The 12,338-nt window shown below is 70.1% G+C and carries 7 protein-coding genes; 1 reads left to right on the top strand and 6 read right to left on the bottom strand.

The features are described from left to right. Nucleotides 1-18 precede the first annotated feature (18 nt). The 5 genes from ACFYPC_RS29680 to ACFYPC_RS29660 form a co-directional block, all read right to left on the bottom strand. Nucleotides 19-1,518 (bottom strand): MFS transporter, encoded by a 1,500-nt coding sequence (locus ACFYPC_RS29680; protein ID WP_391888774.1) that lies wholly within the window; start codon nucleotides 1,516-1,518, stop codon nucleotides 19-21. A 255-nt stretch (nucleotides 1,519-1,773) separates the two neighbouring features. Beyond that, nucleotides 1,774-4,590, bottom strand: a complete 2,817-nt coding sequence (locus tag ACFYPC_RS29675; protein ID WP_391888772.1) for an NHLP bacteriocin export ABC transporter permease/ATPase subunit — start codon at nucleotides 4,588-4,590, stop codon at nucleotides 1,774-1,776. Nucleotide 4,591: 1 nt separating this feature from the next. After that, nucleotides 4,592-6,814 carry an NHLP family bacteriocin export ABC transporter peptidase/permease/ATPase subunit gene (locus ACFYPC_RS29670; protein ID WP_391888770.1) on the bottom strand — a complete coding sequence of 741 codons (2,223 nt, stop codon included), beginning with the start codon at nucleotides 6,812-6,814 and terminating at the stop codon, nucleotides 4,592-4,594. Further along, nucleotides 6,811-7,620: an HlyD family efflux transporter periplasmic adaptor subunit gene (locus tag ACFYPC_RS29665; protein WP_391888768.1), complete on the bottom strand. Its 810-nt coding sequence runs from the start codon at nucleotides 7,618-7,620 to the stop codon at nucleotides 6,811-6,813. Before ACFYPC_RS29665 ends, ACFYPC_RS29670 begins: the two co-directional genes overlap by 4 nt. Before the next feature lie 91 nt (nucleotides 7,621-7,711). Then, entirely contained in the window at nucleotides 7,712-7,930 is a 219-nt protein-coding gene (locus ACFYPC_RS29660) for a type A2 lantipeptide (protein WP_391888765.1), read from the bottom strand. A gap of 674 nt (nucleotides 7,931-8,604) precedes the next feature. On the opposite strand from ACFYPC_RS29660, the gene ACFYPC_RS29655 reads away from it, so the two are divergent. Further along, entirely contained in the window at nucleotides 8,605-9,906 is a 1,302-nt protein-coding gene (locus tag ACFYPC_RS29655) for a S1 family peptidase (protein WP_391888763.1), read from the top strand. A 225-nt stretch (nucleotides 9,907-10,131) separates the two neighbouring features. Here the strand turns inward: ACFYPC_RS29655 and ACFYPC_RS29650 are convergent, their stop codons facing one another. Beyond that, a complete protein-coding gene (locus tag ACFYPC_RS29650) occupies nucleotides 10,132-12,285 on the bottom strand; it encodes a SpoIIE family protein phosphatase (protein ID WP_391888760.1) in 2,154 nt (717 codons plus the stop codon). Between the last annotated feature and the right edge of the window lie 53 nt (nucleotides 12,286-12,338).

Genomic DNA, 12,338 nt, shown 5'->3' with positions numbered 1-12,338 from the left:
CCTGAGGTCAGGACGCGATCACATGTGGACGACCGGTGCGGCGTTCGGGTCCTGCTCCAGCCTTCCGCCGCCGTAGAGCAGGAAGGTGATCACCGCGCCTGCGGCGAAGAAGCCGGCCGACCACCAGAAGGCGGTGGTATAGCTCTCGATCGTCGCCTGTGCCTGGGCCAGCTTGTCGGCCGGGTTCTTGCCGACCAGGTAGCTCGTCGCGGCGCTCGCGGCCAGCGTGTTCAGCAGCGCCGTACCGATCGAACCGCCCACCTGCTGCATGGTGTTGACCGTCGCGGAGGCCACGCCCGCGTCCTCGGCCGCGATCCCGATGGTGGCCAGCGACATCGCGGGCGGCATCACGATGCCGAGGCCCACGCCGATCAGGATCAACTGCGGCAGTACGGCGCTCGAGAAGGACGAGCCGACACCGATGCCGGTGAGCCAGACCATGGCGATCGCGGCGATCGCGAAGCCCGCCGGGATGACGACCTTCGGCCCGATACGCGGCACCAGGATCGTGGTGGAGATCTGTGCCATGACCATCAGGGCCGCCATCATCGGCAGGAACGACAGGCCCGTCTTGGTCGGGCTGAAGCCCAGGTTCAGCTGGAGGTAGTAGGTCAGGAAGAGGAAGACGCCGAACATGCCCGCGCCGGTGACCAGAACGGCGATGAACGAGGCGGCGCGGTTGCGGTCGAGCAGTACCCGCAGCGGGAGCAGCGGGTGCTTGGCACGGGTCTGCCAGCGGGCGAAGGCGATCAGCAGGACGCCGCCCGCGGCCAGGAAGCCCCAGGTTTCGGGCGAACTCCAGTTGTGCGTCTCGGCGTTGGAGAATCCGTAGACCAGGGCGAAGAGTCCGGAGGAGACCAGCAGGGTGCCCGGCAGGTCCAGCTTGGAGTTCGCGGCGTCGCGGTGGTTGTTCAGCAGCACCCAGCCGCCGGCGAAAGCGATGATCGCGAAGATGAGGTTGACGTACAGAGTCCAGCGCCAGTCGAGCGCGTCCGTCAGTACACCGCCGAGCAGCAGCCCCAGCGCGCCCCCGGCGCCGGCGATCGCGCCGAACACGCTGAACGCCTTGGCCCGGTCCTTCGCCTCGGGGAACGTCGTGTTCAGCAGGGAGAGCGCGGCCGGAGCGAGCAGCGCACCGAAGATGCCCTGGAGGGCGCGTGCGGTGACCAGCATCCCGAAGCTGGTGGACGCGCCGCCCAGCACGGAGGCCGCGGCGAATCCGGAGACGCCGATGAGGAATGCGGGCTTGCGCCCGAAGAGGTCGGCGATGCGTCCGCCGAGCAGGAGCAGTGAGGCGAACGCCAGCGAGTAGGCGGTGACGATCCACTGCCGGTTGCCGTCGGAGAAGCCCAGGTCCGCCTGGGCGGACGGCAGGGCGATGTTCACGATGGTGGCGTCCAGGACCACCATCAGCTGCGCGATCCCGATGATCGCGAGGATCCACCAGCGCTTCGACGAATTCGCCGCCGGGGCGTCCACGGCGCCTGTACGGGCACCTTCGGTCACGGTCTGAGGCATCAGGGAACTCCAGGGAAGTCGCATAAGGTTTCGTGCAGGTAAACGAAACCGTTTCGTACACCTAGAGGCTAGACCCCTTTTATCGAAACTGCAACGTTTCGATGAGTGACCCAGATCTCGTCGGAGGGCCGCGTCGCGGACGGGCTGTGACCGGCGGGGTATTCCGTGACCGAGCCCGACGCCAGGAGATCTACCGCCGGTACGTCAAGCCCGGGATTCCCTCCCGAGCGCCGGTCCCAGAGATCGACCGACCGATCACCGCATCTGCCGCCGCACCAGCTCGTGCAGCCGCCCGCCCGTGTCCGCGAGGAGCTGCGCCGGCGGCCCCTGCTGGGCGACCTTGCCGTTCTCCATCACGATGACGCGGTCCGCGTCCATCACGGTGGAAAGGCGGTGCGCGATCACCACACGGCTGGCGTTGAGTGCCCGGGTGCTCTCGATGACCGTCCGCTGGGTCTCGTTGTCCAGTGCGCTGGTCGCCTCGTCGAAGAAGAGGATGCGTGGACGGCGTATCAGCGCCTGGGCGATCATCAGGCGCTGGCGCTGGCCGCCGGAGATCGCGCCGCTGCCGGCGACGATGGTGTGCAGGCCCATCGGCATGCGCTTGATGTCCTCGGCGAGGCCCGCCATCTCGGCCGCCGCCATCGCCTCCTCGGGCGTGTACGGCTCGGTGCCGCAGATGCAGTCCAGGATCGAGCCGGTGAACGGCTGCGCGTGCTGGAGGACGACACCGCACTGGCGGCGTACGGCGGACTGGTCCAGGGCCGCCAGATCCTGGCCGTCGTACAGGACGCTGCCCGACACCGGCTTGTCGAAGCCGATGAGCAGCCGCAGCAGCGTGGACTTGCCGCAGCCGCTGGGGCCGACGATCGCCACGAACTCGCCCGGCTTCACGTCGAAGGACACCTCGTCCAGGACCAGCGGGCCGTCGTCGGTGTAGCGGAAGGACAGCCCACGGGCCTCGATCGCGCCGGACAGGACTCCGGGGCGGGTGCTCGCCACGCGCACCTCGGGCGTCGCGTCGAACACCGGCCTGATCTCCTCGAACATCGGCAGGGCGGCCGCCGCCGAGACGAACGCGCCGGTGATCGAGGTGACCGAGGTCAGCAGCATCGTCATGGACGTGTTGAAGGTGAGGAACTCGGCGGCCGACAGCGAGTCGCGCGCCGGGCCCGCGAGCAGCATGAACATCAGCAGGGAGCAGAGCGGCAGATAGACCGCGCCCATCACCGTGGTGAGGTTCTTGATCCGGCCGACCTTCTGCTGGAGTTCACGGCTGCGCGCGAACTCGCCCGCCCAGGCGGCGTACGCGTAGTTCTCGGCCGCCGCGACCCGCAGTTTGGGCAGGCCGCGCAGGGTCTGGAAGGCCTGGTTGTTCAGCTTGTTGCTGAGCACGACCAGGTGGCGCTGCCAGCGCACCTGCCACAGGCCGAGTCCCAGGAACACGGCGGCGATGACGACGAGCATGCCGATCGCGGCCAGCGCCATGGGGACGCTGTACCAGAGCAGCAGACCCAGGTTCATCGCGCCGATGGTGCCCGCCTGGGCGAGGGTCGGGCCGACGCCGGCGAGGAGGCGGCGGATCGCGCTGATCCCCATCGCCGCACTGGCGAGTTCACCCGTGGAGCGGGAGGTGAAGAACTTCGTGGGCAGGCGCAACAGCCGGTCCCACACGGCAGGTTGGAGCGTTGCCTCGATCCGGCCCTCCAGCCGGAGGATGGTGAGGTTCTGCAGCAGCGTGAACGCCGCCGACACGACGCTGGTGATCATGATGGCGAGGCAGACCTGCACGATGAGGCTGTGCTGGGCTTTGGGTACGTACTCGCCCAGCACCTTGCCGGTGGCGATCGGCACGATCGCGCCGATCGCGACGGTCACCAGACCGCTGATCGCGAGGTTGCGCATGTCGCCGCCGGTGCCCCGGAGGCAGAACCGCATCAGCCGAAGCGGGCTCAACTTCTGTTCGGGCAAGGGTCGGTAGAACATCACGGCCTGCGGTTCGAACTCGCCCGCGTTGGCCTTCTCGACCGGCGTCTCGCGTCCCGAGGACGGCTGTACGGCGACATATCCGCCGCCGCGCCACAGCAGGGCGACCGGACTGCCCGAGACGGCGCGATGGCCCACCAAGGGGCCGATGTTGTCGTGCCACCAGTGCCCGTCGAGACGTACGGCACGGGCGCGGACGCGTGAGGCGATCGCGATCCGCTCGACCGGGTCGATCCGGTCGCTCTCCACGCCGCTCTGGACCGTCTGCGCGAGGGTGATCCCGGCCGCGTCGGCGACCACCTTGCAGGCCGCGTACGTGGCGTCCGCGTCGGCGGCCGTCGGGCGCCTCCCCGACTGCTTGCCGATCGACGCGAGAAGGGTCCGGTCGGCCTGGGCGCGGACGGCCTCGCCCGCCTTGATGCCCGCTGCCGTACGGTCCTCGTGGCGTGACTCCAGCCGCTCGATCCAGCGGTCGAGCGTGGTCAGGAGCCGGTACTGCTGGTCGACCATGCGCTGCCAGACACCGGAGTCCATCAGCAGGTCGGCCGCCGCCTCCGCGCCGTACAGGGAGCCGTACTGCACACTGCCCGGCGGCACCTGCATCCAGAAGACGTCGTCGTCCGTGAGGGCGGCGGCGTTCTCGTGTGCCATCGGCGCCTGGAAGAGGATGGAGAGGCTGCGGCCCACGCCGAGCGCGAGGGCGTACTCCAGCGGGCTCGAAGTCGGCGGCACGTACTGGGCGTTGCCGTACTCGTCGTAGGACCAGGTCTGGGTGCCGGCCTGCTGGTACAGCTCGCGCAGGCCGATCCGGCGCACCACGCAGTCGCGCAACGGCCGCCCGACCAGGGTGTGTTGGGGGCCGGTGACCGGACCGAGGAGCAGGGAGCCCGCTTCGAGGCGGCCGAGGTGGTGCCAGTGCCCCTGCTGGACGGCGTCGACCGCGAACAGGTCGACGGCGCCCGCCGCGACGAGCCACAGGACCTGCGGCCCCTCCAGGTCAAGGCGGTTGAGGGCGGAGCAGTCGACAGGGATGCCCATGCCGCCGAGCGCGCCGAGGACGACATCGCCCTCGTTGACCGTCGTCATCTCATCGCTCCTTGACCAGCTGGGCGTACGGGCCACCGGCCGCCACCAGGGCGTCGTGCCGCCCGCGTTCCACGATCGTGCCGTGCTGCAGTACGACGATCTCGTCGCTGTCACGCACGGTGCTGAGCCGGTGCGCGATCACCACACACGCGCAGCCGCGCTTGCGCAGGTTGTCGATGACGGTCTGCTCGGTCTCCGCGTCCAGCGCGCTGGTCACCTCGTCGAGCACCAGGATGCTGGGCCTGCGCACCAGCGCCCGGGCGATCTCCAGGCGTTGACGCTGGCCGCCGGAGAAGTTCCGGCCGTCCTGCTCGACCCGGCTCTGGATGCCGCCCGGCCGGCGCGTGATGACGTCGTACAGCGCCGCGTCCTCCAGCGCCGCGACGACCGCGTCGTCCGGGATCGACGGGTCCCACAGCGCCACGTTGTCGCGGACCGTTCCCTCGAAGAGGAAGACGTCCTGGTCGACGAAGGAGACGGAGGAGGCGAGGGCGCCGCGCGGAATGTCCTCCAGGCGCCGGCCGTCGATACGGATCGTGCCCTCCCACGGCGCGTACAGGCCCGAAATCAGCCGGGACACCGTCGACTTGCCGCTGCCCGAGCCGCCGACCAGCGCCACCTGCTGGCCCGGCCCGACCGTCAGGGAGAAGCCGGTCAGCAGTGGCTTGTCGAGCGGGCTGTAGCCGAAGGTGATGTTCTCCAGCTCGACATGGCCGTGCAGACGGCGGGTGGAGTCGCCGGAGCCGGGACGGTCGTACAGCGGGTCCGCCTGGAAGTTCTCGACGTCCTTGAGACGCGCGACGTCGGCCGCGAAGTCCTGGATGCGGCCCGCGACACCGTTGAGGCGGGTGATCGGCGCGGTGAAGCGCGTCACCAGGGACTGGAAGGCGACCAGCAGACCGACCGAGATGCCTCCCTCGATGGCACGCATCCCGCCGATCCACAGGATCAGGGCGCTGTTGAGCGTCGCGAGCATCGGAGCGACCACGCCGAGCCAGGCGCTCGGCACGCCGAGGCGCTGCTCCTCCTCCAGCGTGGTCGCGTGCTGCCCGGCCCACTTGCGGAAGTAGCCGTCCTCGCCGCCGGTGGCCTTCATCGTCTCGATCAACTGGAGTCCGCTGTATGCCGTGTTGGTCAGCCGGGCGCTGTCCGCACGCAGCTTCGCCGTGCGCGTCGAGCGCAGCCGGATCACCACCCGCATCGCGACCACGTTGAGCAGCGCGACGCCGATGCCGACGGCCGTGAGCTGTGGGTCGTAGGTGTAGAGGAGCACCGCGTAGAGCACGACCACGACCGCGTCCACCCCGGCCGCCGCGAGGTCACGGGACAGGGTCTCGGCCACCGCGTCGTTCGACTGGAGCCGCTGCACCAGGTCGGCCGGGCTGCGCTGGGAGAAGAACGTCACCGGCAGGCGCAGCAGATGGCGCAGGAAGCGGGCGCTGGAGAGCGTCGAGGAGATGATGCGGCCGCGCAGCAGATTCGCCTGTTGCAGCCAGGTCAGCACCACCGTCAGCGCCACCGAGGCGCCCATCGACGCGAACAGCACGCCGAGCAGCGAGGACTGACCACCGATCAGATAGCTGTCGATGTACGTCCGGCTGAGCGCGGGCACCGCCGCGCCGACCACCACGAGCAGCAGACTCGCGAGGACGGCCGCGGGCATGGTGCCCGAGGTCCCGCGCAGCCGTGCCGGCATGGCGCCAAGGACGCCCGGCTTGCGGCCGCCCTTGTGGAAGTCGGGGCCCGGTTCCATGACCAGGACGACGCCGGTGAAGCTGGTGTCGAAGTCCTCCATCGGCACGAAACGACGGCCCTTGCCCGGGTCGTTGATATGCACGCCGCGTCGTCCGAACCGGCGCCCCATGCCGTCGTACACGACGTAGTGGTTGAACTCCCAGAACAGGATCGCGGGCGCCCGCACCTCGGCGAGTGCGACCGTGTCCATCTGCATGCCCTTGGCGGTCAGGCCGTAACTGCGCGCCGCCTTCAGCAGGTTGCTGGCGCGCGAGCCGTCGCGGGAGACACCGCAGGCGATGCGCAGCTCTTCGAGGGGGATGTGCCGGCCGTAGTGGCCGAGCACCATGGCGAGCGAGGCCGCGCCGCACTCCACCGCTTCCATCTGGAGCACGGTCGGGGTGCGCACGGTCCTGCGCCTCCCTTTGGGGACCGGGCGTTTGGGCGGGGTGGCGCGGCGTCTGCCGTGGGTGTCCTGCGCGGTGGTCACGGGAGGAGCCAATCGACGGGGCGCTGGTCGGCCAGCCGGATCGAAGCCGTGGCCAGGGTCATGGAGGTCAGCGCGAACGGCGGCCCGTCCGCCGAGGACCACTTGAGGCCGCTCTTCGTGCTGGACCTCGGGTCGAGACGGACCAGTACGGCCACCGGCCTGCCGTCCTTGGTGAACTGCTCGCCCAGCTGGTTGTCGCCGAGAAAGGCGGCGATCTGCTGCTGGGTCTGGACCGTCCGGCCGACCGCCTTCACATGGCCGCGGAGCACTCCGTACTGCTGGGTCGGTACCGACTGGACGGTGAGGTCCACCGCGGCGTTCTCGGGGATCGTGGCGGCGTTCTCCGCGGGGACGTACACCGTCGCGTACAGCGGATCGCTCGCGTGGGCGACCTTCTCCACAGCCGCGACGTTCGCACCGGTCGAGATGATCGCGCCGATGGTGGCGGCCAGAGCGGTGACGCGCCCGGCCGCGACCGTGCGGACGACGGCCGTCTCGCCCTGCGCGGTACGGACCTGGAGCAGGGGGGCGTTGGCGGCGAGCCGTTCGCCCTCCGTGGCGAGGACCGCGGTGACCTGCCCGGCGACCGGGCTCTGCAACACGTAACTGCCCTGCCCGTGCGTGAGGATGGCGGGTGCGCCGACCGTGGACGCCACGGTGCCCGTCACGGCCCACACGGAGGCCGCCGCCATGACGAGGACCGTCACGGACAGGACGAGCCAGCCCTGGGGGCGGGCGAAACGCACCGGAAGGTCGAGTTCCTCCGGTGACTGCAGCTTGGCGAGGGCCTGTTGGCGGAACTGCACGCGACTTCCCTCACCTGATTCGATAGGTTTACGGCACCCGAGAGTCCCGGAACCATGGAGCGGTTCCGGGACTCGACGGTTCTGATGGAGATCAGAGACCGGCGACCAGGCCGGTGACACCGGCGGTGTTCAGGCCGGTGACACCCTCGACGGTGCCGACGACCGAACCGACCAGCGGGAGGACGCCCGGGGCGATGTCGTCCACGATGCCCGTGACGGTGCCAACGGCGTTCAGGGTGAGACCGCCCGAAACGGCGTCGAGGTCGGCGTCCGAGATCTCGGCGGTGGCAACCTGGGGGATGGAGTTCATGATGGAACTTCCCTTCGTATGCGTATTCATAAGGGGGAGAGCGGCCCCCCTCTGAGGACAGATGGTCGGCCGCGACCGCGGGTGTCAGGCACCCGTTGCCGGAAGCCCGGAATGACCCGTGACCCCCGCGGTGCCACGGATCAAAGCACGCGGTCGCGGCGCGCTTCCAATCAACCGGCGCTCTCACCAGGGCAGTTGATCTACAAAACCGGTCATCCGTGCAGGATCGTGCACTGTTCGACGGCGAGTCCTTCACAGTCCGCCCGCCATCACCGGCTGTGTGCCGTCGGCATCCGGTTCCCGAACTGGACACTCCCGCCCCAATGGCCCCGCACCTCCCGGCACGCTGTGGAGATCCGTCGCGCGGGGTGACCTGGTTGCGCATTCGATGTGCAGATTCGCAGAATCCGGGATTCCGCTCGGAGTTTTCGACGGCCTGTGACCGGACACGCGCGGAGCGTGCCGGATGGCTCACCGAGGGGGTTCCTCGGCCGGGATGGGCGCACAGGAGGACCCGAATGCCTCGCAATCCACGCCTTTGGCCTGGCTGACTCACGCCATGTGTAAACGGAGTTGAACGCCCCATGTGACGCGTGCGTATCAACAGGCATCCAGGCGCCCCCAGTTCAGCCGCAAGACGGTGGCAACGGACCCCGTCCCCAGGAGGTCAGAAGTTGAGTCACAAACGCATACCCAAGCGCAAGGCCGCGATAGCGGCAGGCAGCGTGGCGGCGCTCGGAGCGGCGGCACTCTTCCTGCCCAACGCCATGGCGTCCCAGACCGGCTCGGACGACGCCACCGCGAGCGCCAGAACGTTCAAGGCGGCCGACGTGTCGGACCTGGCCTCGCAGCTCGCCTCCCAGCTGGGTGACGCCTTCGCCGGGTCCTACTACGACGCGGCCAATCAGCAGATCATCATCAACGTCGTCGGTGACAACAGCAATGTGATCAATGAGATCAAGGCGGCCGGCGCGGTCCCCAACCAGGTGCAGAACAGCACCGACACGCTCGAGAACGCAGCCGCGACGCTCAAGGCCGACGCGACGATCCCGGGCACGGCATGGTCCGTCGACCCCAAGACCAACGAGATCCGCGTCACCGCCGACTCCACCGTCACGGGAACCAGCTGGGACACGCTGGAGTCGACGGTCGAGGGCCTCGGCTCGGGCGTGGCGACCATCACGAAGTCCGCGGGCACGTTCAGGACCTTCGTCGACGGCGGTGACGCCATCTTCGGCGGCGGCGCCCGCTGCTCCCTCGGCTTCAACGTCACCGCGGGCGACGGCACCCCCGCCTTCCTCACCGCGGGCCACTGCGGGGTCGCGGTCGCCGAGTGGTCGGACGCCCAGGGCGGCGCCCCGATCGCCACCGTCGACCAGGCCACCTTCCCCGGCGACGGCGACTTCGCCCTCGTGAAGTACGACGACCCGGCCACCGTGACCGCAAGCGTGGTCGACATCGGCGATGGCCAGACCGTCGAGATCGGCCAGGCCGCCGAAGCCGCCGTGGGCCAGCAGGTCTTCCGCATGGGCAGCACCACGGGTCTCTTCGACGGCACCGTCCTGGGCCTCGACGCCACCGTCAACTACCCCGAGGGCACGGTCACCGGTCTCATCCAGACCGATGTCTGCGCCGAGCCCGGCGACAGCGGCGGCTCCCTCTTCACCCAGGACGGCAGTGCGATCGGCCTGACCTCCGGCGGCAGCGGCGACTGCACCGTCGGTGGCGAGACCTTCTTCCAGCCCGTCACCACCGCGCTGGAAGCGGTCGGCGCGACGCTCGGCGCGGGTGACGCGGCCGGAGACGCCGGTGCCGGCGCAGCGGATCCCGGAGCGGTGGAGCCCGGCGACGGCGCCAGTGCCCCCGGGGCCGGCGGCGACGAGCTCGGTGGCGCCGGGGACCAGTCGGGAGACACGGGTGACGACTCCGGCTCCGGCCTGGACGACGGCTCAGGGCTCGTGAACATCAACCCCTGACACCGGTGACCGCCTGACACTGGTGCCCCCCACACCGGTGCCCCCACCCCCGGTGTCTCAGAGCCACTGACCCGGCCGCGGCATACAGCGGCCCCGGTCGGCAGTGGAAAGGTCCGGCCCTCCGGCGGGAGGGCCGGGCCACTCACCCCACGTGCGGGCTGCCGCGGGGCCACTCACTCCGCATGCGGGCTGTCGCCGGGCCACTGCGCGTCCGGGCGGCGGCTGTCAGCCGCGTGCCCGCAGAAGCAGCAGTGCGACATCGTCGAACCGTTTCTGCGTCGCCGCCTCATCGAACTGGACGAGACTGTCGGCCAGCGCGTCGAGCGGCTGGTCGCCCTTGTCGGCGAGCTGTCTCCCGAGAGCGGCGAGAGCGTCCTCGATGTCGACGCCCGGGGATTCGATCAGGCCGTCGGTGTAGAGAGCGAGCACGGAACCCGGGGGGAGTTGGACCTCGGTCGTCGGATACGTCGCCGAGTCGTCGATCCCGAGCAGTGGTCCCCCGGCCAGGTCGAGCACCCGGACCTTGCCGTCAGGCCGTCGCAGCAGCGGAGGCGGATGGCCCGCCCGCGCCATGACGGCCACCCCGCGCGCGGGGTCGAGCCGCAGATAGAGACAGCTCGCGAACAGCTCACTTCCCAGGTCGATCAGCATCCGGTTGGTGCTGCGCATGACCTCCTCGGGCGGCTGGCCGACGGTCGTGTACGCGCGTACAGCAGTACGGATCTGCCCCATCAGGCCCGCCGCCGTGACGTTGTGCCCCTGCACGTCCCCGATCACGGCCGCCGCCCGGCCCTGCGAGAGGACCAGGTCGTAGAAGTCCCCGCCGATGTCCATGCCCTGGGTTGCCGGGAGATAGCGCGCGGCCGCCTCGATCGAGGGCACCGACGGCAGGGAATGCGGCAGAAGCGCGGCCTGCAGACCGTGTGCCAGCCGGAGCTTGGCGTCATAGAGGAGGGCCCGCGCCAGTGCCTGCGCGATCAGACCGCCCAGGCTCGTCAGCACGGCACGCTCGTCCGCGGGGAAGGAATGCGATTCCGGGTACCCGAGGACGCAGACGCCCACCGGACGACCGGAGGCGATGAGAGGCAGATACGCCCACGCCGCCATGCCGTCGGGTGTGGTGTGCCGGGCCGGATAGAGGCGCTCCAACTCCGTACGGGAGTCGAAGAAGGCGGGAACACCGCTGCTCAACGCCTGAGCACCCGGCGTCTCCGCGTCGAGCGGCAGCCCGTCGAAGCGCTCCACGACACGCGCGTCGGGGTACCCCCGATGCCCGAGCACGTGCAGACGTCCGGCCCGCGTCCCGAGTACCGCCAAGGCCTGACTGCCGACGGCGGGCGCGATCTCGTCGGCGACGAGTTGCACCACGTCCTGCACACTCGCCGCCTCTGTCAGCGCGCTGGCCAGGCTCAGCACATGGGAGATGGTCACCAGCCCCGGGGCGGGATCGTCGCTGTGTTCCGGTTCGGCCCGCCGCATCTCGGACACCGCCCGCGCCCGCGAGATCCGTATGCTCAGCCCGTTCTTACTGGGGTAGAGACGGAACGACAGCCAGTCGCCGGGCGGCCGCAGCGCCACGAAGGACGTCACGTGCTGGCTGATCAGTGCGGCGCGGTAGCGGTCCTCGTAGACCGGGTCGTTGAGCCAGGGCACGGACGCCCACAACTGGGTGCCCAGCAGTTCGCCGACCGGGACGCCGAGCAGCTCCGCGGTCGCCGCGTTGGCGAAACTGAGGCGCCCGTGCAGGTCCAGCGCACACAGCCCGTACGGCAGCCGCGCCACCATCCGTGCCGCCTCCACCGTGCCGAGCGTGCCGGACACCGTCGCCGACGCGGCCGTGGCGAGCAGATCCGCCTCGGGGCGCACCGGATGGCCCGCCGCGGCGGCTCGCTCAAGGCGCAGCGCGAGCCGGTCGCAGGCCGCGGTGAGCCGGCCGCGCTCCCGGTCGGACAGTTCCGGTGGACGGGATCCGGGCCAGGTCACGTAGACGGCGCCGTACACGGTGTGCTCGGTCGCCACCGGGAGCGCGGCCAGCGCGAAGGGATACGGGAGCACCACCGCAACCCGGGGGTAGCGGCCGGCCATCTGCTCCTCGCCGCTGACCCAGATCAGCCGCCGCTCCCTTGCCGCCTCGGCGACCGGGATCGGCGCGCTGAGCCCCACCCGCTCCCACGGGGCGGCGAAGGCTCTGGGCAGCCCCGCCATCACCGCCATCTCCAGGACCGTTTCACCGGGCGCCAGCAGGTACACGGCGCCGGAATGGGCGTGGACCTCGTCCATCATCGCGGCCAGAGCCAGAGACAGCAGCGGGGTTCCCGACGGCACTGTTCGAGCGGCCGGTGCCTGTCCGGATCCCTGCAAGTCGGACACGTCGGCCACCTCCTCGCAGGGCCGCGTGATCAGGTCCCTGACGTCAAGACTCTCTCCTGGCG

It is taken from the genome of Streptomyces sp. NPDC005808, assembly GCF_042871385.1.
In the GTDB taxonomy this organism is placed as follows: Bacteria; Actinomycetota; Actinomycetes; order Streptomycetales; family Streptomycetaceae; genus Streptomyces.
The sequence above is the reverse complement of the archived record's forward strand: the minus strand, read 5'-3'. Positions and strand labels throughout refer to the sequence as shown.